Consider the following 24,672-nt stretch of genomic DNA (forward strand, 5'->3'; position numbering starts at 1 on the left):
GGAGAGTTTGCACTAGAAGCAAAGGGGTATGTCTGACGAAGGGACGGGAGATACCGGTGGGCGAAGACGTGTGGACGAGGGTTCGACGGGTGAGAGACGGCGCCCGTCGAACGCGGCGGACAACGAGTAGCGCGGCGGGAAGGTAAAAGGCGTTACGTGTCGTCGTCGCGCCAAGTGTCGGCGACTTCGATGACGTAGTGACCGTCCTCTTGGAGCGAGATGATGCACTCCTGGCGGTCGTACAGCTCCATCAGGTTGAGCTCGTACTGTCCCGGTTCGAGGATTTTGATGCTCTCGAACTGGTCGTTGAGTTCGGCGCGCAGGTCCTCGATGTCGGGACCATCGTCCGAGTCCTCGTCCGGGGGGATGGCCCGGGCGGCGTCGGCGGCGGACGGTGGTGGCGACGCGGCGTCGTCGAGTTCGTCGTTCGTGACGACGCCACTGCGTGCGTCCGCCTGCGCGGTATCCTCCTCGAGGACGCTCGGGTCAGACTCGGCCTCGATGTAGTCGGTGTCGGTGTCCGCGGTGTCGGCCGACTGGGTATCGGGCCACGGGGTCCATCCCGATGAGGACGACGTGCCGTCTGCCGAGGGTGAATCTGCGTTCGTCGCCGTCGCGTCGGCTGGGTCGGACGCGGTGGCCGTGGTCGACTGGTCGTCGAGCGTCGGCGTCGGCGTCGCCGAATCGGGTTTGAACTGGAACTTGTTGCCCCCGCAGTCGGGACAGCCCGAGAGCATCTCCTTGGAGCCGTCCTCAAACACCCGCTCACAGTTCGTACACTGGTGGGGCATCGATCTATTTGCGCGACACGAGCGCGCTGATGAGATTTTCGTCCTTGTGAAGTGTCTGAATCTGGTTGGCCGGACCGATGACGGTGAGTTTCTTCGTCGATTCGCGACCCATCAGCCGGTCGAGGAAGCTTCGGTCCGCCGTCTCGGAGCGGGGATAGGTCTCGATTTCGATGCCGTTGAACTCGTCGGGGCTGATTTCGGTCATCGTCACCTCGATGAGCTTCGATTCCTCGTCGGGGGAGAGTCCCTCCTCGAGGATGACGATGTTGCCGTCGCGGACCCCGTCGAGGATGAGCCGTATTTTCTCCATGCTCGCGAGGTTCTCCATCCGCGCGCCGCTGATGAGGTCGATTTGAACACCGTCGACGTCTGTTGGAGTGGCTTCCGGCAACTCAATCACCCGAAGTACTCCGCGATTTGGTCGTACACTTCGTCCATGTTGTCACCTTCGAGCGCCGACAGCGGTATCGTCTCGTGTTGCGGGAAAGCGTCCTCGATGCGCTTGATGTTCGAATCCTCAAGGTCCGTCTTGTTCGCGAGGATGAGCACCGGCAGCTCCTGGCTCTCGATGATGCCGATGAGCATCGTGTTCACCTGCGTGAACGGGTCCTCCGTGCTGTCGAGGACGTAGATGACGCCGTCGACGTCCTCGCGAAGCCAGTGCATCGCCTCGGCGACACCCTCCGTCGCCTCGCGCGAACGCCGAACGGCGTCCTCCTCGTCGATGTCGTGTTCGAGGAACTCCTTGTAGTCGACTTTCGTCGTGACCCCCGGCGTGTCGACGATGTCGATGGTGACGGTGCGACCGTTGCGTTCGATTTCGACGTTCTCCTTGCGCCGTGCGCGCCGGGTTTCGTGGGGGACGTGGCTCTCCGGGCCGATGGCGTCACCCGTCCAGTCGCGCGCGATACGGTTCGCGAGCGTAGTTTTCCCGGCGTTCGGCGGGCCATAGATCCCGATGCGTTTCGGGTCGCTGGCCGAGAACAGTCGTTCTGTAACTCGTCCGATGCTGTCTCTGAGTCCTGTGAGCAGTCCCATCCTATCCTCCCGCACCTCCCGTCTACCGCCGCGAGAGGAGCGTATGCGCGATGAAGGTTGCGCCGTTCACTTAAGTGTGCGTCAGACAACCATAAAGGGCCTGTCAGTAGGTGCCGGTCGGCGGCACTGTGGAGTCGAAGCGGACGGCATCGACGGCACGGGAACGGGCGGGCTTCACCGACAGTCGCGACCGTGCAGGGAGTGAACACGCCACTACCTCGCCCCCCACCCCTTCGTTTCGAGTGGAACCGTTCATCGGGCCGGTGGGCGAGTAGAAATCGGAGCGAGCTAGGCTAGTATTCCCCGACAACGACAACTAAAATAACTGTTTTGTTCGCTGTGCGGGTGTTGTTTTGTATACTATGTATTATAGATTTCCCTCCTAGAACAACCGGCGACACCCCACCCCCGCCTCTCTGCCGTTCCACCCGAAACGAAGGGGTGGGGGGGTCGGATGGGTCGTGGTACCGTTCGACACTATCGGTAACCGTCTCCCAGCCGGTTCGCGGACTGACACGCTCGGTCGGCACAGTTCGTGTGAACGCACTCCCCCATCGCGTGGGAACCACAACCCCCGCCCGCTTCCCGTCGAACACCACCCACCCTTGATGTCACTCACTCTGGGGCTCGGTTCGTCGCTCGAAATCGGGCCGAGTTCGGGTTCGTTCGGTTCCGAGGGGAAGGTTTTTCTACTACCTCCCCCTCTGTTTCCCCTGGATCATCTGGACGTACTGAGCCAGTACCAGGGGTTGGGGCACTCGCGTTACCCCGGTACGCGTCGCGTCCTCCACCCGAAACGACGGGGTTCAACGAATGGATTCGAACGACACACCGCCGGACGACCACGCCGACACCGAGAACCCGGACGAGACCGATCTACATGGTGCACCCGCGCGTGACCGGACGACGGATATCTCCCGCGACGTCGACATCGACGACGTCCTCGACGACGAGGACGACGACAACCAGGGCCTCTTCGACGACTTGCTCTCTGGCGAGCCTATCTTCGAGAACAAGGAGGTTCTCCGCCCCTCGTACACGCCACACGAACTCCCCCACCGCAACGAACAGATCAATCAGATGGCGACCATCCTCGTCTCGGCGCTCCGAGGCGATACGCCGTCGAACATCCTGATATACGGGAAGACCGGGACGGGTAAGACGGCGAGTGCGAAGTTCGTCAGCAAGGAGCTGGAATCCACCTCCCAGAAGTACGATGTCCCGTGTGAAGTCGAGTACATCAACTGCGAGGTGACCGACACGCAGTATCGCGTCCTTGCGCAACTCGCCAACAAGTTCATCGAGAAGAATCACGACGTCATCGACGACCGACTCGACGACTTGCGCGACCTGCGCTCCCGTGTCGTCGACGACGAGGCGACGCTGACCGACACCGAGTACGGCTCCCTCGACGCCGTCGACGACCGAATCGACGCACTCGAAACGGACCGCGAGGAGATGGAACCGGTCCCCATGACCGGGTGGCCAACCGACCGCGTCTACAGTTCCTTCTTCGAGGCCGTGGACTACCACGAACGCGTGGTCGTCATCATGCTCGACGAAATCGACAAACTCGTCGAGAAATCGGGCGACGACACGCTCTACAACCTCTCGCGGATGAACTCGGAACTCGAAACCTCCCGCATCTCCATCATGGGGATTTCGAACGACCTGAAGTTCACCGACTTCCTCGACCCCCGCGTCAAGTCGAGTCTCGGCGAGGAGGAAATCGTCTTCCCGCCGTACGACGCCAACCAGCTCCGGGACATCCTCCAGCATCGCGCCGACGTGGCGTTCAAGGGCAACGCACTCACCGAGGACGTCATCCCGCTCTGTGCCGCCTTCGCGGCGCAGGAACACGGGGACGCCCGCCGCGCACTTGACTTGCTCCGGACGGCCGGCGAACTCGCCGAGCGCGGCCAAGCCGACACCGTCGAGGAGAGCCACGTCCGGCAAGCCCAGGACAAAATCGAACTCGACCGGGTTGTCGAGGTGGTACGCACGCTCCCCACCCAGTCGAAAATCGTCCTCTTCGCCATCATCCTCCTCGAGAAAAACGGCGTCCACAACATCAACACGGGCGAGGTGTACAACATCTACAAGCGCCTGTGCGAGGAAATCGACGCCGACGTACTGACCCAACGCCGCGTCACGGACCTCATCTCCGAACTCGACATGCTCGGCATCGTCAACGCCGTCGTCGTGAGCAAGGGTCGCTACGGCCGAACCAAGGAAATCAGCCTCTCGGTTCCAGTCGAAGAGACGGAGGCCGTCCTCCTCTCCGATTCGCGACTGGGCGACATCGAGAACGCCCAACCCTTCGTGCAGGCGCGCTTCGACAACTGACAAACGCGTCCGTACTCCTCGTCCAGCCTACTCTCCAGTCGAAACGCTACGCGGCCGTCGGTCCGCCGACGGCGGCCCGGCCGTCGTCGACTGTCACCATCGGCGTCGTGTCGAGGACAAGACTCGACACGCCGAGTCGGACCCAGCCGAGATACGGGATTCTGACGCGCGCGACCCCGACTATCCACTCGGGTTTGACGGGTTCGCTGATGCCGTTGACCTGGTCGTACTGCCCGTTGGCGTCGCCTTTGGTGACGAACCCGGCGTTCGGCGCGGGGCAGTTCGGCATCGCGTCGCAGTCGGGCGCGGTCACGTACTCGGGGTTCGCGCGGTCATACCAGTTCTCGCCCTCGCTGACCCAGAACTGCGCCCGGTGAATGACGGGTGGCCCGCCCCTCGTGGGGTTGTCGTAGACGACCACCGACCCGTGGGCGCCGAACTTCCAGTAGCCCGTCTCTCGGGCGGCGTCGCGGGTGACGACCCCGGTGTCGTTGTGGGCGGCGTCGGGCGTGAACCGACCGGTGTCGGTGATGAACACCAGGTCACCCTTCTGCATGTGGGGTTCCATGCTCCCGCTCTCGACGGCGACCATCGGGGGCCAGACGCCGCTGATGGCGAAGAGGAGGAGACCGATGGCGACGACGGCGCCCACGCTCAGCGTCGTCTCGCGCACGACGAGCAACAGGCCGTCGGTCGCCGTGGCGACCCGGCGAATCGGCCCCGCTGGTTCCTCGCCGTCACCCGAACGCTCCGTCTCGACGGCGTCACCGTCGCCGAACCCGGAGTCCGACGGGCGTTCGTCTGGCGAGCGAGAACCGTCGTCAGAACTCATCAATCTGAATTGATTGTCGGGTGAGTTGAAGGTTCTGGACTTCCGGCACGCTTTTGCCCGCACCTATCCTGGCTCCCTTGTGCCTCTGGAGACCCCCGCCCGCATCGTCCGCGAACTCGCCCAGCGGGGCTACAACGCCGAACGCGAAGCCGTGACGCTCCTCGCGGGCGCCGACGACTCGGCGGCCGCCCTTGACGCCGCCGTCGAGGCGGCGCCGGATGACGCCCTCCGACTCACCGCCGACCACGCTCGGACGGCAGTCGAGCGAGTGGCCACCGCCGCGACCGACGGGCCGTCTCCGACTCCGACCGACACCGCAGACCAACACCCCTCCGTTTCGACTCCATCGTCCCCATCCAACTCGGGGAATCAGGCTAAAAACGCTCCACTCGAAACGAAGGGGAACGCCGCGGAGACGCAGGCGGTCGGCGCCGACTCGGACACCACAGCCGAGGCCGTCGACCGCGCTATCGACATCGCTGGCGACATCACTGGGCGAAGCACCGGAACCGGCGAGTACGGCGACTTCGTCTCCGTCTTTCGCGACCGCTACGAGAAGCTCTCGGGGAAGCTCCGGGGGCGGGTGAACCACCGTCCGGCGTCCGCCGTCGCGGACATGACCGGCGGCAGCGACGTGGCGATGATCGGCCTAGTGAACGACGTGCGCTCCTCCGCGAACGGTCACTGGATCGTCGAACTCGAAGATACGACCGGGACCTTTCCCTGCCTCGTCACGAAAGACCGCGACATCGCCGGCCTCGTCGACGAGCTCCTCCTGGACGAGTGTATCGCCATCGAGGGGACCCTCTCCGACGACGCGGGCATCGTCTTCGTCGACTCGCTTCACTTCCCGGACGTGCCCCGGACGTACAAGCCCTCGACCGCCGACCGCCACGTGCAGGCGGCGCTCATCTCCGACGTCCACGTCGGGAGTCAGGAGTTCATGGCCGACGCCTGGCATCGCTTCGCCGACTGGCTCCACACCGACGAGGCCGAGGCGGTCGAATACCTCCTCATCGCGGGCGACATGGTCGAGGGCGTCGGCGTCTACCCTGACCAGGACGAGGAGCTCGACATCGTCGACATCTACGACCAGTACGACCGCTTCTCGGAGTACCTGAAGGAAGTCCCCGGCGACTTGGACATCGTCATGATTCCGGGTAACCACGACGCCGTCCGCCTCGCGGAGCCACAACCCGGCTTCGACGAGGAACTTCGCGACATCATGTCCGCCCACGACCCCCGAATCGTCGGCAACCCCGCCACCGTCACGGTCGAGGGTGTCTCCATCCTCATGTACCACGGCGTCTCGCTCGACGAGGTCATCGCCGAACTCCCCGAGGACAAGGCGAGTTACGACGACCCCCACCACGCGATGTACCACCTGCTGAAGAAGCGTCACGTCGCACCGAAGTACGGCGGCCACATGCGCCTCGCACCGGAGGAGGAGGACTACCTCGTCATCGAGGACGTGCCCGACGTGTTCCACACGGGCCACGTCCACAAGTTGGGCTACGGCAAGTACCACAACGTCCTCTCGGTCAACAGCGGGTGCTGGCAGGCGCAGACGGCGTTCCAGAAGAGCGTCAACATCGACCCCGACGCCGGCTTTGCCCCCATTGTCGACCTCGATACGCTCGATTTGACCGTCCGGAAGTTCGCCTAACTCGTCGGGTCGAACCGATACCGCGCGGTGGCTTTCCCGTCGAACTGCGGACCGGACCCTGCGCGTTCGAAGCCGGCGGCCGTCGCCGCGTCGGTGACCACCTTGTCGTCGTCGATGGCGAGGAGTTCGACGGTCATGCCCTCGCTCGTAGCGAAGCGAACGGGTTCGCCGAGTAGTCGTTCACAGGCCTCGGTCGTCCCTGCGAGCTGGGTGACGTGGACCGTCCCTTCCCGAACGTCGAAGCTGACGAACCCGGCTACGTCTCTCTCGTCGTCCTCGCCGGCGTCGGCGTTCGGTCCGGCGTCGGTCGTGTCGCGTTCGGCGACGCGGACCGTCCGGTCGTGAATCAGATTGCGAACGACGTCCGCGGGCACGTCCGCGATGGCCGAGAGCGCGTCGGCGTCGGCCTCGACCGCGTCGCGCACTTTCATAGTCGCCGTACTCACGGCAGCCGTTTAAACGCTCGCTCCGTGCAGGGCCGCTTACCCCACTTTCGTCCCCGACGTGGGCAAGTGAACACAGTTATTACCGTCCCTCTCGCTATCCTCTGCCATGCCTGAACACCCGTTCGATTCCGCGGAGGGCCCGCGATGCGCGTAGTCGCAAAGTTCGGTGGGACGTCGCTCGGGAGCGGTGACCGGATCGAACGTGCCGCCGACACGGTCGCGAGAGCAGTCGAAGCGGGTCACGAAATCGCCATCGTCGCCAGCGCGATGGGGTCGACGACCGACGAACTCCTCGAAGAGATAACCTTCGAGGCCGAGGACGCCGACCGGGCCGAAATCGTCAGCATGGGCGAACGGACGAGCGTCCGCATGCTGAAGGCCGCACTCGCCGCCCGCGGCGTCAACGCCACGTTCGTCGAACCCGGGACCGAAGCGTGGCCCATCATCACCGACGAGTACGGCGAAGTCGACGCCGAAGAGACGCTGAAACGCGCCGAGGCGCTCGCCGACGAGCTCGACAACGTCGTCCCCGTCATCACGGGCTTTCTCGCCCAGACCATCGACGGCAAGGTGACGACGCTCGGCCGCGGCGGGAGCGACACCACCGCGGTCATGCTCGGCAAATTCATGCACGCCGACGAGGTGGTCATCGTGACCGACGTGGAGGGCGTCATGACCGGCGACCCCCGCGTCGTCGAAGGCGCGCGCAACGTCGGCAACATCACCGTCGACGAACTCCGGAACCTCTCGTTCCGTGGCGCCGAGGTGGTCGCGCCGAGTGCGCTCTCCTACAAGGACGAGGACCTCACCGTCCGCGTCGTCCACTACCAGCACGGCGACCTGCTGACCGGCGGGACGAAAATCGAGGGCCAGTTCCAGAACCTCATCGACATGCAGGACGAACCACTCGCCTGCATCACCGTCGCGGGGCGCGCACTCCGCAACCGTCCGGGCATCCTCGCCGACCTCACGCAGGCGCTCCGGAGCGAGGACATCAACATCGACGCCGTCGCCAGCGGGATGGACTCCATCACCTTCTACGTCAACGCCGACCTGGCCGAGGACGCCGAGTTCATCCTCCACGAACGCGTCGTCGAAGACGAGACGCTCTCCTCGGTCACCGTCGAGGACGACTTCGCCGTCATCCGCGTCACCGGCGGCGAACTCCCCAACCGACCCGGCATCATCCTCGACATCGTCCAACCCGTCTCCGAGGCCGGCATCAACATCCACGACCTCATCACGTCGGCCACCTCCGTCGCCATCTTCGTCGAGTGGGACGACCGAGAGGAGACGCTCGATATCGTCCAAAACCAGTCGATCTGATTACTGCCCGTCGAGCAACCGCGTCCCGATTCGGGACGGCAACCCCGCGTCGTCGACGGCGCCGATTACCTCGTCGATGTCGTAGCCGACACGTCGCTCCTCGACCGTCACCGCGTCGCCGCCCGTCCCCTCGTCCAGCGTCACTACCGCATACCCCGCGTCCGGGTCGCCGTCCCGTGGCTGGCCGACGCTTCCCGGATTCATCACGACGCCCCCGTCGAAGACGCGGTGGCCTTGCACATGCGTGTGCCCGGTCACTAGGAGGTCCTCGCCGTCCAGCATCCGCGCCGAGAACTCCTCGGGGTAGGTGTAGCGGTCCGGGTCGTCCGGGTGGCCGTGGACGAGTTTCACCCGCCCGTCGGCCACCGTCCGCGTCGGCGGCAGGTCGGCCAGCCACCCCAGGGCGTCCTCGTCCAGTTGCTCGCGGGCGTAGTCGACACCCGCGGCCGCCATCGAGTTGAAGCGGAACGGCGTCTCGCTCGCGACGGCCCGGTCGTGGTTGCCCATCACCGTCGGTATCGACCGCTCGCGCACCGCAGCCACGCACGCTGCGGGCCACGGGTTGTACCCCACCACGTCGCCCGCACAGACCAGTCGGTCCACCGTCGGCATGTCGTCGAGGACGGCATCGAGGGCGATTCGGTTCCCGTGAATGTCGGAGATGACGCCCAGTCGCATGGGCTCGCTTGTCGGTCGGGTCGGTTAGGTGTTGTCGTGTGCCCAACGCTTACTTCGCTCTCTCACCATCTCCCGCTGTGACTGACCCCGACCGCCGAATCGTTCGCTTCGACCTGACAATCGCGGCGTCGAACGTCGGTGTCGCGGGGATGCTGTCGACCGTCGCCGTCGCCACCGCGTGGTGGTGGCTCACCCCGCTCGCTGCCCTCGGGTCTGCCCTCCTGTTCGCTGCGTCCGACCGCTCGCGGAACGGTCTGTGGGCGCTCTTCGGCGTCGGCATCCTCGGCATGGCCGCCATCGTCTGGGCCGTCATCGCCACCGACTCCGGAGCCAGATACCTACCCCCCGCGCTGCTGGGAGTGGGCGTCGGCTACGCCGTCAATCGGCTCCTCTTCGGCGTTGTCTGGTCGGTGCCGGCCGTCCGCCGCCAGCGCGAGACTAGCTAGGCGTCGTCGCCGTTCACGACGCTCGTCTCGACGGTGTCGTCGACGCTGATACCTGCTGCACAGACCGCGTGCTCGAAGTCGGCGTCGTACGCCTCGCGGGCCGCGGCGTCGGCCGTCGCCGCCTCGAAGTCGAACGCCCGCGGGTCGTCCTCTTCGTAGGTGGCGACGAGCGTCGGTTCCGACACTTCCTCGACCAGCAGGGCGTCCCGGCGGACGATGCCCACCGTCGCCGCCTCCGCACCGACGACGCCCGCAACTCGGGGCGTGTCATAGTCGTCTTTCTCGTAGTCGAGGGATAGGAGCGCCGTCGCCAGCGCGTCGCGGGCGGGGTAGCCCATGTCGAGTTTCTCCGTAATCGGGTCGACGTGGCTGCCGTTGCCGAGGACGGCCCGCCCGTCGCTCTCGCGGACGCAGTTGTACGCGATGTAGGGATTGTCCGTCTCCGGGGCGTCCGGCGTCGGCGTGACGGTGAGCGTGCCGTCGCGCTCGACGATTTGTCGGTTCGGGAACGACCGGGAGGAGACGCGGTAGGCGCCGACCCCCGGGCCGACGACGATGAAACGTCCGATGTACATGGACCGACGTTCATCGACCCGCTACCTACGTCTTTCCCTCCCGCCTCACAGATTTAACATCGAGCGCGACGGAGTGACTGTATGGCGCAGGCGACGGACCCCTACGCACCCCTGTGGTGTACCCGCCTCGCGAACGCCACCGGCGCCGACCGACTGGCCCGAGCACTCGGTCGGCCGGCGCTCGCGCCGTATCTGTTCGTCTCCGCCCTCCTCGTCCTCGACGGCGTCGTCCTCTCGACGGTCACCACGCTCTACATCGACCGCGCGCACCCACTCCTGACGGACCCGTTCTGGTACGCCGCGCCTGTCGGCCTGTGGTTCGCCGTCTGGAGTATCCGCTCGCTCGCCCGCGGGCACGACAGACTCGTCTCGACGTACGACTTCGACCAGCAGTTTGCCGCGCCCGACGTGACCGCCGAGTCGGTCTACGACCTCCGGACGACCCGACTCAAACACGTCGTCTTCGGCCTCCTCCTAGTCGCTCACGCGGCGACTTACCTCCTCCTCGGCGAGTGGACCGCGGTGGTTCGGATGGACGGCACCGTCGTCGGCTTCCTCAAGTTCGGTTTCATCATCCCCTTCGGCTACTTCCCGGTCATCGCGGAGTTCGCCGGCCTCGTCCTCGCCACCCTCGTCGTCCTCCCGCGCTACGTCGTCACCAAGGAGTACCGACTCCAGTTCGATGACCCCCTCGACACCGGCGGCCTCGAACCCGTGGGTGACCTCATCAAACGAGCCACCTACATCTACGCCGTCGGCCTCCTCTTCGCCATCGCCTTCGAGTACGGGTCGGCCGCCTCCTCGACGTTCGACCCCACCGCCTCCCCGTCGACGACGTTTCACACCGCCGAGTTCGTGGTCGTCTGGGCAGTCGGCGTCGTCCTCGTCCTCTACGCGACGTTCACGCTCCACGCTTACATGCAACGGAAGAAACTCGCGAAGATTCGCGAACTCGATGCCGAAATCCGGGAGTTCGGCGACGACGACCGGGGCTTTCCCGAAACCGACCCCGCGGACCCCGAGTATCCGCGTCTCGAATACGAGTACCTCCGCCTCCAGAAGGTCAAGGACACCTCCACCTTTCCGTTCACCCCGGCGACCGAGGAACGCGTCGTCGTCTCGGCTGTCGTTCCGCTGGCGCTCGAACTCCTGATCAACGTCTTGGTCTGAGGGGAGGTTCTTTACCACCCGCCGCCCGTTTCGGGGACGTATGATCGACGCCGCGCTCCCCGCTTGGCCCGCCATCGGGTCGCTCGCCGCCGGCGTCGGCTCTCTCTCGCTCCTCCGGTTCGTCTATCACTACCGGGACCGACCCGGGGCCCTGTGGTTTCTGGGCGTCCTCGTCGCGCAGGCGCTCTGGTGTCTCGCCTACGGTGTCGGCCTCCTGCTGTTCGACCCCGCGCTCCGTCTCGCGTTCGAACTGGCGATGTGGGTCGGCATCGTCTGGACCGGGCTGACCTTCCTCGCATTCGCGCTGGAGTACACGGGCCGCGGCGGACTCGTCTCCGGGCGCGCGCTCGCGTGGTTTCTCGGCGCCGGCGTCGCCGCCTCCATTCTCGTCGTCACCAACCCCCTTCATCGCCTGCTGTGGACGGGATTTCGACTCGACCCCGTGTTCGGCGTCGCCACCGTCCGCTACACCCTCCTGCCGCCGGCGTATCTCCTCATCGGCGTGTCGACGCTCGCCGTCGTCGTGAGCGTCGTCCTCCTCGTGGACACTTTCCTCAACTACGGCCCGCTGTACCGCCGAGAGACGGCCGCCGTCGCCGTCAGCGCGCTCCCGCCCGGACTGGCGCTTCTCGTGTGGGCCGGTGGCCTCGGCCCCGTGCCCCAGCTGTCGCTCGCGCCCATCATGTTCATCCCCCACGTCGCCCTCGACGCCTACGCCTTCGGGCGCGCGGAGATGTTCGAGCGCGACCCGACGACGGTCCGGGCGGCGGAGCGCACCGCCATCGACGACTTGGCCGACCCCATCCTCGTCGTCGACCGCGACGAGCGAATCGTCCGCCTCAACCCCGCGGCTCGCCGGGCGTTCGTCGCCGACGGCGCCATCGACCGAACCCTCGACTCGGTGCTCGGCGTTTCGCTCGACGACGACGACATCGGCCCCATCACCGCCACCGTCGACGGCGAGCAGCGAACCTACGCCGTCTCGGTGTCGCCGCTCTCGGACCCCGCGGAGACACACGTCGGCTGGACCGTCGTCTGCTCGGACGTGACCGAACGGGAGCGCCAGCGCCAGCAACTCGAAGTCCTCAACCGCATCCTCCGGCACAACCTCCGGAACGACGCGGGCGTCGTCCACGGCTACGCCGACATGCTCGTCGACCGGTTGGACGACCCCCAGTTGCACCGCATGGCCGACGCCATCGAGCGTCGGTCCGCCGCCCTCGAATCGCTGGGCGAGAAGGCCCGCACCGTGGATACGCTCTTGGAGGGGGAACGGGCCGCGCCGCTCGCGGTCGGTCCGCTCGTCGACGGCGTCGTCGCCGACGCGCGGGCCGACGCCCCCGACGCCCAGATATCGCTCGACGTTCGCGCCGACGTGACGGCGACGCTCCCTGAACGCACCTTCGAGGCGGCCGTCGAGAATCTCGTCGAGAACGCCGTCCGCCACCACGACGGGGAGGGCGTGGAACGCCCCGACGGCGACCCGTGGGTCAGCGTGACCGTCGAACGCGATGAGGAAACGCTGGTCGTGCGCGTCGACGACGACGGCCCGGGCATCCCCGACGCCGAGCGCGCCGCCATCGAAGCCGGCGAGGAGACGGACCTCCAGCACGGCTCCGGACTGGGACTGTGGGTCGTCCACTGGGCGGTGAACGCCCTCGGCGGCACCGTCGAGTACGCTGACCGCGAGCCTCGGGGTACCGCCGTCACGCTTCGGGTCCCCATCGACGCCGCCGAGTCGGCGACCTGACCGCCCAAAGAGCCTTGACCGCGCCCGCCGATACAGCAGGCGTGCTCGACCCGTCGGACTACGACCCGTCCGAACTCCGGTCGCTCGCCGGCACCGAGGCCGCCGACACCGGCGTCAGCCTCCCGCGAGCCGACGGGTCGACCTACCGCCCGCCGACGGACGCCGAACCCTCTCACGGGCAGTGCGAGCGACTGGTCGCGCTGGGCGGTGTCGACCCCGAAGCGCTCGGCGAGCGACCGTATCTCCCGACCTTTCCCGACGTACCTGCGGGACGCCGCGTCGGCCGGGACTGGATCGCCTACCTCGTCCGGACGGCGGGCGAAGCGCCGACCCGTGACGCTATCGCCCGCTACCGGGCGCTCGGGTGGCTCGGCGAGGATGCGGCGGCGACACTCGACGCGCGCGTCGGCGACGCGGTGGCGGCGCTGGACCCCGGTGACGGCGACCTCGACCGCGCGGACGACCTCCTCGGGTTCGCGCACGTGATCCGACTGCTTGGCATTGCGACCCGGGAGTAACCCCTGCCGTATCCCGACTTCGCAACACTCATATGCGATTCGCGGTTATGGATTGGTGACGACGGGAGACCGGCGTCGTAGCAGTCCCATGGGGTAGTGGCCAATCCTGAAGCCTTCTGGGGGCTTCGACCCAGGTTCGAATCCTGGTGGGACTATTCCCTTTTTGCACCGTCGTTCTCGTCGCCCAGTCACGGGTGTGCCGTGTCCACGCCACCTTCTCGAACTCCGGGTAGCGTGCGAACCGTCTGTATGTCTGTCTGACACGTAGTTCGTTGGGAACACGGCCGAATCACCGCGCTCGTCCCCCGACTCACTCATCCCGAGAATCGGTTTACAGATAGCAAATCGAAATTTCGATTTACCGGGGAACACAGTGCATTAAGACAATCTTAATAGGCCAGATACGTATCCGTTGCACATGACCTGGCACAACCAGGAGTGGTGGCCGAATCTGCTACGGCTCGACATTCTCGACGACAATGCCGGTGACCTCAGCCCCTATGGCGAGGACTTCGACTACGCCGAGGAGTTCCAGAAACTCGACCTCGAAGCGGTGAAGGCGGACATCGAGGACGTAATGACGGACTCCCAGGACTGGTGGCCGGCGGACTACGGTCACTATGGACCGCTGTTCATCCGGATGGCGTGGCACAGCGCCGGGACGTACCGCACTCTCGACGGCCGCGCCGGCGCCGCCGGTGGCCTCCAGCGCCTCCCCCCGGAGAGCAGCTGGCCCGACAACGTCAACCTCGACAAGGCCCGTCGCCTCCTGCAGCCGGTCAAGCAGAAGTACGGCCGCAAGCTCTCGTGGGGCGACCTGATCATCCTCGCGGGCAACGTCGCCCTCGAATCGATGGGCTTCGAGACGCAGGGCTTCGCCGGCGGCCGCGTGGACGAGTACAAGTCCAACGAAGCCATCGAATGGGGTCCCGAGACCGACTGGGAGACCACCTCGCCCGAGCGATTCGAGGACGAGGAAGTTGGCAACCTCAAGGACCCGCTCGCCAACACCGTCATGGGCCTCATCTACGTGAACCCCGAGGGCCCGTACGGCGAACCGGACGTCGAGGGCTCCGCCGCGAACATTCGCGAGGAGTTCTCCCGGATGGCGATGGACGACGAGGAAACCGTCGCGCTCATCGCCGGCGGCCACACCTTCGGGAAGGTCCACGGCGCGTCCGACCCCGAGGAGCACGTCGGCGCCGAACCCGAGGCCGCGCCCATCGAGGAGCAGGGCCTCGGCTGGGACAACGACTTCGGCGAGGGCAAGGGCCCCGACGCCATCACTAGCGGTATCGAGGGGCCGTGGAACTCCTCCCCGATTCAGTGGGACATGGGCTACATCGACAACCTGCTGGGACACGACTGGACCTCGGTCAAGGGTCCCGGCGGTGCGTGGCAGTGGGAACCGGTCGGCGACGACATCGAGGCGGCGCCGGCTCCCCACGCCCCCGACGAGACTGAGGAGCCGATGATGCTGACGACGGACGTGGCCCTCAAGCACGACGACGACTACCGAGAGGTTCTGGAGCGCTTCCAGGAGAACCCCGACGAGTTCCAGCAGGCGTTCGCCCGAGCGTGGTTCAAGCTCATCCACCGCGACATGGGTCCGCGAGAGCGCTTCCTCGGCCCCGAGGTTCCGGACGAGACGTTCATCTGGCAGGACCCCGTCCCGGACGCCGATTACGATATCGTCGGCGACGACGAGGTGGCCGAACTCGAAGAGGCGATTCTCGACTCCGACCTCACCCGCACGCAGCTCGTCAAGACCGCGTGGGCGTCCGCGTCGACGTACCGCGACAGCGACAAGCGCGGCGGCGCGAACGGCGCGCGGATTCGCCTCGAACCCCAGCGCAGCTGGGAGGCGAACGAACCCGAGGAGCTCGCCGCCGTCCTCGACACCTACGAGGAGATTCAGGCGGCGTTCAACGACCGTGATGACGATGTCCGCGTCTCGCTCGCGGACCTCATCGTCCTCGGTGGCAACGTCGCCGTCGAACAGGCGGCGGCCGACGCCGGCTACGACGTGGACGTGCCCTTCGAACCGGGTCGGACGGACGCCACGGCCGAGCAGACCGACGCCGACTCCTTCGAACCGCTGGAGCCGAAAGTCGACGCCTTCCGCAACTACCTCGGCGACGGCGACTTCGACGACCTCTACGACACCCTCGAAGAGCGGATGGTCGACAAGGCCGACCTGCTGGACCTGTCGGTCTCCGAGCTGACGGTCCTCGTCGGCGGGATGCGCGCTCTCGGTGCCACTTACGAGGACACCGACCGCGGCGTCTTCACGGACGACCCCGGCACGCTCACGAACGACTTCTTCCAGACCCTCCTCGACATGGACTACGAGTGGGAACCGGTCGACGAGGACGAGGAAGTCTTCGAGGGCTACGACCGTGACACCGGCGAGCAGGAGTTGGAAGCCACCCGCTTCGACCTCATCTTCGGCTCGAACGCCCGCCTCCGCGCCTACGCGGACGTCTACGCGGCCGACGACGACGAAGAGCAGTTCGTGCAGGACTTCGCCGACGCGTGGCACAAGGTGATGACGCTCGACCGCTTCGACCTCGAGTAACGCACCCTGCGGGCCGCGGCTCTCGTTTTCGCCGACCGGTGCGTATTCCCGTTCCGCTCCCGTATCGCGCCACCGATGGTCTCTCAGCGTGCCGCCGACGTGACCCCGTTCATGGCGATGGACGTGCTCGAACGGGCGAACGAACTCGACGACGTGATTCACCTCGAAGTCGGCGAACCGGACTTCTCGCCGCCGGAGCGTGTCATCGAGACGGCAGTCGAGTCGCTCCGCGCGGGCCACACGAACTACACCGCCGCCCGCGGCAAGCCCGAACTCCGGCGGGCCATCGCCGCCCACTACGACCGCGAGTACGGCGTCGACATCGATCCCGACCGAATCGTCGTCACGCCCGGCACCTCGCCCGCCCTCCTCCTCGCGATGGCCGCGCTCCTCGACCCCGGTGACGAGGTGGTGCTCACCGACCCCCACTACGCCTGCTACCCCAACTTCGTGCGGGCGGTCAGCGGGCACGTTCGGACCGTTCCCCTCCGCCCGGAACGCGGCTTCCAGCCACGGGTCAGCGACTTCGACGCCGCCGTCGACGCCGACACCGCGGCCCTGTTGCTCAACTCGCCCGCTAACCCGACAGGGGCGGTGATGGACGGCGAGACGCTCGCGGGCCTCGCCGACGTGGCTACCGACGCGGACGCAACCCCCGTCGTCGACGAGGTGTATCACGGCCTCTCTTACGACGCCGCCGAGCACACGATGCTCGAATACACCGACGATGCCATCGTCCTCAACGGCTTCTCGAAGCGGTTCGCGATGACTGGCTGGCGTCTCGGCTGGATGGTCGTCCCGCCCGAATACGTCGACGCGGTCAACCGCCTCGCGCAGAACCTCCTCATCTGTGCCCCCAACTTCGTGCAGGACGCGGGCGTCGCGGCACTCGAAACGCCGCCGTCACGACTCGACGAGATTCGGGAGACGTACCGCGAGCGCCGCGACCTGTTGGTCGATGCCGTCGCTGACTGGGGCTTGGACCTCGGCTACACGCCACAGGGCGCGTATTACCTGCTCGCGGACGTGAGCCATCTGCCGGGCGACGCCCGCGACGTGGCGAATCTCCTCTTGGAGGAAGCCGGCGTCGCGGTCACGCCAGGTGTCGATTTCGGCGAGGAAGCGGCCGACTACCTCCGGTTCTCGTACGCCACCGACGCCGACGCCATCGAGACGGCAATCGAGCGAATCGAGCAGGTTCTGCCCGACCGGGCTTAACCCGTCCACTCGTCGGGGCCAGCCATCGTCTCGAACAGATTGTTTATTTCGTCGGGGTCGAGCGACGCCACGATGTCGTCGACTTCGCGCCGGAGCGTGTCGCGGCGCTCCACGAGGTCGGTGTACTTCTCGCTCTCGGCCAACTCGGACCGTGTTTTCTCGGCTTCCAGTGTCCCGAGTTTCTGGCTGACACCGTACAGGTCGGACAGTTTGTCCCCGTAGCGTTCGATCTGTAGCAGTCGGTCGACGACCCGTTGTAGCGTGTCGCCGTCCACCGGTTTCGAGACGTAGTGGTCGAAGGGCATATCGACGATGTCGAAGTCGGGGTCGACGGCCGTGACCATCGCAATCCGGCAGTCGTAGCCCGCCTCGCGAATCCGCGAGAGGACTTCGTCGCCGGACAGCCCCGGCATGTGCCGGTCGAGCAACACCACGTCGATATCGTCGTCCATCTTCGACAGCGCCTCTTCCCCACCCGTCGCGGTCACGACCTGATACGCGTCCTGTAACCAGAGCTCGAACGCTTCGCAGACGCGCGGTTCGTCGTCGACGATCAACACCGACGCTTTCTCGCTTTCGTCTGCGCTCGGCTTCGAACTGTCCGTCCCCTCCTCGCGGCTGTCTGTCTCAGTCATTGGTTTCTATCTCGAAGCGTGCCCCGCCGTCGTCGCCCGTCGTCGCGGTGACGGTCCACCCGTGGGCGCGGGCGATTTCGTCGACGATGCTCAGGCCGAAGCCAGTCCCCGTCTGGCTCGTGGTGTAGCCGTGGTCGAACAGGTGGTCCGTCTCGGCGCCGTCGAAGCCAGTCCCGTCGTCCGCGACGGCGAAACCGCGGCCCCCGTCGAGCGAGTCGACACGAACCGTCAGCGAGTCGGCCGGGACTCCGGCGTGCTCCACGCTATCGCCGGACTCCGTCCGGCTATCTGTTGAACCGTGTTCAACGCTATCATCGGCCCGTGACCGATTGTTCGTGGAGCCATGCTCCACGCTATTCCGGAAGAGATTCTCGAACAGCGTCCGGAGGCGTTCTGGGTCTGCCGTCACCGCTGGTAGGTCGTCGTCGACGACGAGCGTCGCCCCCGCCGTGTCGGTGGTCTCCCACGCGTCCGATGCGACGGCGCCGAGGTCGACGGGTTCGGGTTCGCCGACGGTCTCGCCCTGTTTCGCCAGCGTCAGCACGTCGTCGATGAGCGTTTCCATGCGGTCGAACACCGAATCGAGTTCGTCGAGCGCTTCCTCGTCGCCCGCCTGTGCCACCGCGAGCGTCGCTTGCGCGGTCTGGAGCGGTTCGCGCAGGTCGTGGGAGACGATGCTCGCGAACCGCTCGAGCCGTTCGTTCTGCCGTTCGAGTTCCTCTTCGCGCTCGACCCGGCCGGAGATGTCGCGCATGATGCCCGAGAAGACGCGTTCGCCGTCGTAGCGGTGCTCCTCGAACGTGACCGAGAGCGGTATCTCCTCGCCGTCGCGACGCTTCGCCGGGAGCTCGATGTCGTTCCAGTCGAGCGCTCGCTCGTCCGTCTCGACGTAGTGCTCGATTCCCTCCAGATGCGCGTCGTGCAACCGCTCGGGCATGATCTTCGTCAGTTGCTCCCCGATGAGTTCCTCTGGCTGATAGCCGAAGACGCGCTCGACCGACTCGTTGGCGTAGCGAATCGTGCTCTCCTCGTCGATGGTGACGATTGCGTCGGAGCCGTTCTCGACCAGCGAGCGGAAGAACTCGGTGTCCCGAACGAGCGCGTCCAGTTCGCTCGTCGCGACTCCCGACTCTTCGAACGCTCCCATTGTCCTACAACAGGCCACCTCGTACTAATATTCTCGGCCAAAGTCACGACGGCTCCACTCGCCGAGTGCCGGCAGCATTGAATACTGCTACCATGCCACACGGTTCGTGGTTGGTTTTATTCCCGCGGCGACCGTTCGTCCGTCTATGGTTTCGACTGGTGACACGGCACCGACGTTCACGGCGACGCTCGGCACGGCAGAGCACGAATCGTTCGACCTCGACGACCACCTCGGTGACGGCCCCGTCGTCCTCGCGTTCTTCCCCGGGGCGTTCACCCCGCCCTGCCGAAACGAGATGATCGCCCTCCAGAACCACCTCGGCGACTTCGAGGACGCGGGCGCGACGGTGTTCGGCATCAGCGCCGACTCGCCGTTCTCGCAGGGCGCGTTCCGCGAGGAACACGGTCTGGAGTTCGACCTCGTGAGCGACATGGGGGGCGACGCCATCCGCGCCTACGACCTCGAGATGTCGATTCCGGACCTCGGCCTGCACGGCATCGCGAACCGCGCCGTCTACGTCCTCGACGACGACGGCGTCGTCACGTTCAGCTGGGTGGCCGACGACCCGACGAACGAACCGGACTACGACGCGATTCTCGACGCGGTCCGCGACGCCTAACGGAGCGACCGGAGCGTTCCGAGCAGCGTCGGGTCGCTCGACTCGAACCGGCGGAGTTGCGCGGCGTCGGTGAACGCCGCCCGCCCGAGGAGGAGGCTGGCCGTCATGCTGGTCAGCCCCCCCGCCGCGAATATCATCCCCATGATGACAAACTGGTACTCCGCGGCGTAGATGGGGTTCGCGCCGCCGAGAATCATCCCCGACATCATGCCGGGGATGTACACCAACCCGAGGGTCCGCATCGCGTCGACGACGGGGATGAGCGACGCGCGGACGGACTCGGTGACGAACTCGGAGATGGCGCGCTCCGGCGGGACGCCGAGTGCGAGGACGGCCTCGATTTCCTCGCGGTTCGACTCCACCTCGCTCTGGAAGCGGTCCAGCGTCAGCGAGTTGGTCTTCATCGCGTTGGCGATAATCATCCCACCGACGGGGACGAGATTCCGGACCGTCCGCTCGATGGCGCCCGCCGCGACCATCGTGACGATGACGACGGCCGACCCGAGACCCAGCGCGAGTATCGAGATACGGAAGGCGTGAGGGACGCCGTCGCCGCGCTTGCGCGACTCCCACGCCGCGTAACACACCATCGCCGCGAGCAAGAGTCCCGAGTAGGCCAGCGGGATGGCGAAGAGCGCGCCGATGAGCGCGCCCATGGCGATGACTTGGACGAATCCCCGGACGAACGACCCGCCGAGTTCGCGCTCTAGCCCGAGGTCACGGAGTGAGGAGATTCCGATGACGACGGCCGCGAGCACTGTCGCCGCCGCCACCTGATACAGCCCGCGAACCACGACGGGGTCGGTCAGTCGGTCGAGCAGCGCCATCACGCGATCACCTCCTTCGGCCGCCCCACGTCGACGATTCGGCCGTCGTCGAGCCGTGCCACGCGGTCGGCCAGTCGCTCCGCCTGTCGCTCGTCGTGCGTGACGAGGACGGCCGTCCGCTCACCGGAGGCGAGAAGGTCGTCGAGCAGGCGTTCCACCTCGGCTTCCGCGGCGCTGTCCAGACTCGCCGTCGGTTCGTCCAAGAGGATTACTTCGGGATCGTTGACGACGGTCCGGGCGATGGCGACTCGCTGTGCCTCGCCGCCCGAGAGGTCGCTCGTCGTTCGGTCGGCGTACCCCGCGAGGCCCACGGCGTCGAGCAGGTTCGCCAGTCGCTCCTCGGACACAGTTTCCCCGCGGAGACGCGGGCCGATGGTGACGTTCTCGCGGACGGTCCCCGACCGGAGCGCGGGGTCCTGTGGCACCAGTCCGACGCGCTTCCGGAGTTCCTGCGGGTCGATAGTCCGATAGTCGGTCCCGTCGAGATGCACAGTACCGCCCGTCGGTTCGTCGAGGCGGTTGAGCAGGCGGAGCAGCGACGACTTCCCCGCACCGGACGGACCGACGATGGCCATCGTCTCCCCGCTCCCCACGTCGAGCGATACCCCGTCCAGAATGCGCTCGCCGTCGATTTCGTAACTCAGGTGGTCGGCGCGTACGTCTGTCATTGGTCGTGCGACCGCCCCATACGCTGCCTACCTCCGCCCACCGCATGAACGTTCGCCCCCGAAAAACCGAAGGATCTTGCATAATAATATATGTTATATGCCGAGTGACGTGACGGTCGACACGGGCGAGGCACCGATTACCGGCGCAGTCGTTGAGCGCGTGGCCACGGGCGTCGACCCCGACTCGACGGACATCGTCGACGCACTCCTGGCGGTCAACGCGGAGTTACTCGGCCGGCACGGCCAGTTCGAACGGGCCGCCGACTACGTCACCGTCGACGGGACGCGCGCCTACCGAATCGAGCGAGCGATGTGGGATGACCTCATCGACGACTTCGACTTCGACCAGTCGCTGGCCGCGGCCGTCCGCCTCACGCACACCGAGCAGGCGAGAAACCTGTTCACGACGACGGTCGGTGCCGACGACCGGTTCGCCACCAACGAAGTGGGGGTCGTCGTCGGCATCGACACCGCCGAACAGTTCTGACGCGTCGCCTCAGTCCTTACCCTTCCGCGTCTGTTCGACCGTCACGACTGGCACGTCCGCGTTGGCCAGGATGAGTTTCGAGACGCTTCCGAGCAGAATCTTGCCGAGTCCCGTTCGCTTGCGCGACCCGATGACGATGTAGTCCGGGTTGAGCTCCTCGGCCACTTGCAGGATGTGATTCGCCGTCCGTCCCGTGGGCAGGTCGCGGCGCGTCTGCTCGGGCATGATTCGGAGGTCGACGCCCTCCAGGTCCCCGATGACCGACGTGACGATGTCTTCGACCTGCTGTCGGGCCGCTTCCTCGTCCCCGTCCTCCGGCACGACATGGAGAATCACGAGCTGCATGTCCATGCTCGTCGCGAGGTCGTAGGCAGTCTCCACGACGCCCTTGCAACCGGGGTCTCTGTCAATGGCTGTCAGTATCACCATGCTATCAATAATTCCTAACAATAATTAAATCGCTTTCGACCGCGTCATCATTACTCGGCGTTTCTCTCGTGACAGATTGCTGAGAACGATACCCCGACGCTGTCTGCTGATTCTCGAACATTTAAGCGTCTTAAATGTCCTTAAATAACATGGTATACATGATAAATCATGCAAAAAGTGCACCTTTCCTCATTTATACCGTCCCTACGGTCTTTCATGAATTTGAACATGCGGCAGAGACCAGCACGACTCACTTCGTCGCCGAGTTATCTCGGCACGCCGGGGCGCATCAACCAACTCCAGCCAGGCACGCACTCACGGGGTGATGGTGCGTGAGTACCGAGACTGCGTCGGAGACGCGCATCTCCGAACCGCCGTCGAACCTGAAGGAGTTCCTGAGCTACATGGGGCCGGCCTGGGTGTTCACCGCCTCACAGATCGGTGGCGGTGAGGTCCTGAGCGTTCCCCTCGGGGGCGCGTACCTCGGGATGGAGGGCATCTGGCTCATCCCCCTGATTACGTTCACGAAGATTTTCGGCCAGTACTACCTCGTCCGCTACGGCGTCATGACCGGGGACACGTTCCTCGACGCTCTCTACGAGCGTAGCTGGGCGCTGAAGTGGATTTTCTACTACGTGTTCCTCGGCGGGCTCATATACGCCATCGGCCTCTCCGGCCACTTGGGTGAGACAGCCGGTGCGTTCAACTCACTCGTTCCCGCCATCTCGAACACGTGGTGGATGCTCATCACCGTCGTCGCGGGCCTGCTGGTCGTCGGCATGCGCTCGTACAACCTTATCGAGAAGCTCGCGACGTCGCTGCTGTGGATCTTCCTGGTCCTCATCGCTTTCGTCTCGCTCTCGACGATGAACGTCTGGGGGCCGAACCTCGCCTCCGGTCTCGTCCCGTCCATGCCCGGCCGCGTTGAAGGGCTGGGCGTCGGCGGCATGGCGTTCGTCCTCACGATGTTCGGCTGGATCGGTGCCGGCTTCGGTCCGACCGTCTCCTACGTCTGGTTCGCGAAGGACAAGGTCATGGGGATGTTCGAACCGCTCGACAAGGGCATTGAGATCGACAAGTACGACCTGACCGACGAGGAGATTAGCCACCTCAAGGGCTGGGGCGACATCGTCCTCTGGCAGAACATGCTCTCCTCGACCATCCTCGCCGTCTTCTCGTTCTTCATGTGGACGGCCGCAGCCGCGACCCTGCACGTTCAGGGCATCCAGCCCAGCGGCTTCACCGTCATCCCCGAGATGGCGGCCATCTTCACGACGCAGTTCGGCCAGTGGTCCGCGACGCTGTTCCTGCTGACCACCGTCGCCGCGCTGTTCTCGACGCTCATCGGTCCGATGTACGGCATGTCGCGGCTCTGGGAGGACGCCTTCGCGCTCCACGGCCTCTTCGAGAAGTACCCCATCACCCGTGACACCGTCTTCCGGATGACCATCGTCCTGTTCGCAGTCATCCCGCTCTCGCTGAACCTCTTCCTCGAAGCGCCGCTCATCCTGTTCGCGCTCTCGGGGGCGCTGTTCGCTCCGGCCGTCGGGCTCATGTACCTCGCCGTGATGTACATGTCGTTCGACATCGACATCGACTCCCTCTCGCCGACGCGCAAGTGGGCAGTCGGTCTCGCGCTGTTCGCCGGCATCGTGATGATTATCTCTGGTGTCTGGGAAGCGCGCAGCTCTCTCGAGACGATTCAGACGCTGCTCGGGCTGTAAGCCCGGCCTCGTTCGCGCCCCGCGCTTTTCTTCGATATTCCGCCGCTCAGCGCATCGCTCGCCACTCGTCGCGGGCGGCCAGTCGCTCCACCTGCGCCATCGACAGCGGTTCGTAGCCGGTCAGTTCGACCGAACAGTTGACCGTCCGTCGCCCCGGGTTCGCCAGCGGATAGTGCTCCGGCCAGTTGTTGTGGTGGTGACCGTGGATGCGCCAGCCGTTCCACCGGTCGGCGAGATTCTCCGGCATCCGCTCTGCGAACGCCTCCGGCATTCCCCCGCCCGGAAGCGACGACGGCGTATCGCCTGGGAAGTGACTCACGAAGAAGGCTCGGTCACCGTGTCGAATCTCGGCGGTGTAGACGACTCGGTCGGCCGACGACGGATACACGTGGTCGTGGTCGCCGCGGACGAACACCTTCTCGCCGTTGAGCGTGTCCCACAGGTTGTCCACTTTCCGCTGGGCCGCCGCACCCTCCATGAACCACGCGAAGTCGCCGACGAAGACGACCGTATCCTCGGCGTCGACGCGACGGTTCCAGTTCGCCAGCAGCGCCCAGTTCATGTCGTCGAGCCCCGCCTGTGTCGTCTCGAACCGCTCGTCGCGACAGTAGTCGATGATGTTGGCGTGATTGAAACCCAGGTCGGAGACGACGAAGTCCACGTCGGTCAGGACGATATCGGCGAGGGTCATCGGCGTCACCGACACGCGCCGCTTCCTAAGTCACACCGCCTGCGTCGAAAAAACGAAGCCGCGACTT

Annotated in this window: 25 protein-coding genes and 1 tRNA gene; 13 read left to right on the forward strand and 13 right to left on the reverse strand. The window is 65.7% G+C overall.

From position 1 onward, the window contains the following. Positions 1-152 precede the first annotated feature (152 nt). Genes BLU18_RS10255 through BLU18_RS10265 form a run of 3 tightly spaced genes read right to left on the reverse strand, consistent with a single transcriptional unit; the run spans position 153 to position 1,829 of the window. On the reverse strand, positions 153-791 hold the full coding sequence (locus BLU18_RS10255; RefSeq protein WP_092634703.1) for an OapC/ArvC family zinc-ribbon domain-containing protein: 639 nt from the start codon (positions 789-791) through the stop codon (positions 153-155). Positions 792-795: 4 nt separating this feature from the next. After that, the gene (locus BLU18_RS10260; protein ID WP_092635311.1) at positions 796-1,182 is read right to left on the reverse strand and encodes a DUF2073 domain-containing protein; all 387 of its coding nucleotides are present in this window, start codon (positions 1,180-1,182) and stop codon (positions 796-798) included. 5 nt (positions 1,183-1,187) lie between these two features. After that, complete coding sequence (locus tag BLU18_RS10265) at positions 1,188-1,829, reverse strand: Era-like GTP-binding protein (RefSeq protein ID WP_092634705.1); 642 nt, start codon at positions 1,827-1,829, stop codon at positions 1,188-1,190. Positions 1,830-2,642: 813 nt separating this feature from the next. Between BLU18_RS10265 and BLU18_RS10270 the strand changes: the two genes are divergently transcribed. Then, positions 2,643-4,175, forward strand: a complete 1,533-nt coding sequence (locus tag BLU18_RS10270) for a Cdc6/Cdc18 family protein (protein WP_092634707.1) — start codon at positions 2,643-2,645, stop codon at positions 4,173-4,175. Positions 4,176-4,221: 46 nt separating this feature from the next. Here the strand turns inward: BLU18_RS10270 and BLU18_RS10275 are convergent, their stop codons facing one another. Then, positions 4,222-5,007, reverse strand: coding sequence for a S26 family signal peptidase (locus BLU18_RS10275; protein WP_092634709.1), 786 nt, complete (start codon positions 5,005-5,007; stop codon positions 4,222-4,224). A gap of 79 nt (positions 5,008-5,086) precedes the next feature. Here BLU18_RS10275 and BLU18_RS10280 point away from each other — a divergent pair, with 79 nt between their 5' ends. Beyond that, positions 5,087-6,673: a DNA-directed DNA polymerase II small subunit gene (locus tag BLU18_RS10280; RefSeq protein WP_092634711.1), complete on the forward strand. Its 1,587-nt coding sequence runs from the start codon at positions 5,087-5,089 to the stop codon at positions 6,671-6,673. Here the strand turns inward: BLU18_RS10280 and BLU18_RS10285 are convergent. Continuing rightward, complete coding sequence (locus tag BLU18_RS10285; RefSeq protein ID WP_092634713.1) at positions 6,670-7,104, reverse strand: hypothetical protein; 435 nt, start codon at positions 7,102-7,104, stop codon at positions 6,670-6,672. The genes BLU18_RS10280 and BLU18_RS10285 overlap by 4 nt on opposite strands. 159 nt (positions 7,105-7,263) lie before the next feature. Between BLU18_RS10285 and BLU18_RS10290 the strand changes: the two genes are divergently transcribed. Continuing rightward, positions 7,264-8,445 carry an aspartate kinase gene (locus tag BLU18_RS10290; protein WP_092634715.1) on the forward strand — a complete coding sequence of 394 codons (1,182 nt, stop codon included), beginning with the start codon at positions 7,264-7,266 and terminating at the stop codon, positions 8,443-8,445. Here the strand turns inward: BLU18_RS10290 and BLU18_RS10295 are convergent, their stop codons facing one another. Beyond that, positions 8,446-9,123 carry a metallophosphoesterase family protein gene (locus BLU18_RS10295; protein ID WP_092634717.1) on the reverse strand — a complete coding sequence of 226 codons (678 nt, stop codon included), beginning with the start codon at positions 9,121-9,123 and terminating at the stop codon, positions 8,446-8,448. 77 nt (positions 9,124-9,200) lie between these two features. Here BLU18_RS10295 and BLU18_RS10300 point away from each other — a divergent pair, with 77 nt between their 5' ends. Then, positions 9,201-9,569: a hypothetical protein gene (locus tag BLU18_RS10300; RefSeq protein ID WP_092634719.1), complete on the forward strand. Its 369-nt coding sequence runs from the start codon at positions 9,201-9,203 to the stop codon at positions 9,567-9,569. Here BLU18_RS10300 and BLU18_RS10305 read toward each other — a convergent pair. Beyond that, positions 9,566-10,144, reverse strand: coding sequence for an IMP cyclohydrolase (locus tag BLU18_RS10305; protein ID WP_092634721.1), 579 nt, complete (start codon positions 10,142-10,144; stop codon positions 9,566-9,568). The two genes, BLU18_RS10300 and BLU18_RS10305, sit on opposite strands and share 4 nt — an antisense overlap. Before the next feature lie 81 nt (positions 10,145-10,225). On the opposite strand from BLU18_RS10305, the gene BLU18_RS10310 reads away from it, so the two are divergent. From BLU18_RS10310 to BLU18_RS10335, 6 genes are all read left to right on the forward strand, one after another. Beyond that, positions 10,226-11,314, forward strand: a complete 1,089-nt coding sequence (locus tag BLU18_RS10310) for a hypothetical protein (protein WP_092634723.1) — start codon at positions 10,226-10,228, stop codon at positions 11,312-11,314. A gap of 40 nt (positions 11,315-11,354) precedes the next feature. Further along, positions 11,355-13,064, forward strand: a complete 1,710-nt coding sequence (locus BLU18_RS10315) for a sensor histidine kinase (RefSeq protein ID WP_092634725.1) — start codon at positions 11,355-11,357, stop codon at positions 13,062-13,064. Positions 13,065-13,105: 41 nt separating this feature from the next. Beyond that, on the forward strand, positions 13,106-13,582 hold the full coding sequence (locus BLU18_RS10320; RefSeq protein ID WP_176791228.1) for a FlaD/FlaE family flagellar protein: 477 nt from the start codon (positions 13,106-13,108) through the stop codon (positions 13,580-13,582). An 82-nt stretch (positions 13,583-13,664) separates the two neighbouring features. Then, positions 13,665-13,737: transfer RNA gene (locus tag BLU18_RS10325), tRNA-Gln, on the forward strand. A gap of 263 nt (positions 13,738-14,000) precedes the next feature. Then, positions 14,001-16,160, forward strand: a complete 2,160-nt coding sequence (gene katG, locus BLU18_RS10330; protein WP_092634729.1) for a catalase/peroxidase HPI — start codon at positions 14,001-14,003, stop codon at positions 16,158-16,160. Between the two features lie 75 nt (positions 16,161-16,235). Then, positions 16,236-17,378, forward strand: a complete 1,143-nt coding sequence (locus BLU18_RS10335; RefSeq protein ID WP_092634731.1) for a pyridoxal phosphate-dependent aminotransferase — start codon at positions 16,236-16,238, stop codon at positions 17,376-17,378. Here BLU18_RS10335 and BLU18_RS10340 read toward each other — a convergent pair. Both BLU18_RS10340 and BLU18_RS10345 read right to left on the reverse strand, forming a co-directional pair. Further along, positions 17,375-18,013, reverse strand: a complete 639-nt coding sequence (locus tag BLU18_RS10340) for a response regulator (RefSeq protein WP_092634733.1) — start codon at positions 18,011-18,013, stop codon at positions 17,375-17,377. The genes BLU18_RS10335 and BLU18_RS10340 overlap by 4 nt on opposite strands. Then, entirely contained in the window at positions 18,006-19,160 is a 1,155-nt protein-coding gene (locus BLU18_RS10345; RefSeq protein WP_092634735.1) for a PAS domain S-box protein, read from the reverse strand. Before BLU18_RS10345 ends, BLU18_RS10340 begins: the two co-directional genes overlap by 8 nt. Positions 19,161-19,305: 145 nt before the next feature. Between BLU18_RS10345 and BLU18_RS10350 the strand changes: the two genes are divergently transcribed. After that, complete coding sequence (locus BLU18_RS10350) at positions 19,306-19,779, forward strand: redoxin domain-containing protein (protein WP_092634737.1); 474 nt, start codon at positions 19,306-19,308, stop codon at positions 19,777-19,779. Here BLU18_RS10350 and BLU18_RS10355 read toward each other — a convergent pair. Further along, positions 19,776-20,606, reverse strand: coding sequence for an ABC transporter permease (locus BLU18_RS10355; RefSeq protein WP_092634739.1), 831 nt, complete (start codon positions 20,604-20,606; stop codon positions 19,776-19,778). The genes BLU18_RS10350 and BLU18_RS10355 overlap by 4 nt on opposite strands. After that, positions 20,606-21,274 carry an ABC transporter ATP-binding protein gene (locus BLU18_RS10360; RefSeq protein ID WP_092634741.1) on the reverse strand — a complete coding sequence of 223 codons (669 nt, stop codon included), beginning with the start codon at positions 21,272-21,274 and terminating at the stop codon, positions 20,606-20,608. The genes BLU18_RS10355 and BLU18_RS10360 overlap by 1 nt, the downstream gene beginning before the upstream one ends. Positions 21,275-21,383: 109 nt before the next feature. On the opposite strand from BLU18_RS10360, the gene BLU18_RS10365 reads away from it, so the two are divergent. Further along, the gene (locus BLU18_RS10365) at positions 21,384-21,761 is read left to right on the forward strand and encodes a DUF8048 family protein (RefSeq protein ID WP_245697945.1); all 378 of its coding nucleotides are present in this window, start codon (positions 21,384-21,386) and stop codon (positions 21,759-21,761) included. Between the two features lie 9 nt (positions 21,762-21,770). Here BLU18_RS10365 and BLU18_RS10370 read toward each other — a convergent pair whose 3' ends face one another. Continuing rightward, positions 21,771-22,190 (reverse strand): universal stress protein, encoded by a 420-nt coding sequence (locus tag BLU18_RS10370; RefSeq protein ID WP_092634746.1) that lies wholly within the window; start codon positions 22,188-22,190, stop codon positions 21,771-21,773. Positions 22,191-22,522: 332 nt separating this feature from the next. Between BLU18_RS10370 and BLU18_RS10375 the strand changes: the two genes are divergently transcribed. Continuing rightward, a complete protein-coding gene (locus tag BLU18_RS10375) occupies positions 22,523-23,914 on the forward strand; it encodes an Nramp family divalent metal transporter (protein ID WP_092634748.1) in 1,392 nt (463 codons plus the stop codon). Positions 23,915-23,960: 46 nt separating this feature from the next. Here the strand turns inward: BLU18_RS10375 and BLU18_RS10380 are convergent, their stop codons facing one another. Further along, positions 23,961-24,605: a hypothetical protein gene (locus tag BLU18_RS10380; protein ID WP_143025258.1), complete on the reverse strand. Its 645-nt coding sequence runs from the start codon at positions 24,603-24,605 to the stop codon at positions 23,961-23,963. Positions 24,606-24,672 lie beyond the last annotated feature (67 nt).

The organism is Haloplanus vescus (assembly GCF_900107665.1).
Lineage (GTDB): Archaea > Halobacteriota > Halobacteria > Halobacteriales > Haloferacaceae > Haloplanus > Haloplanus vescus.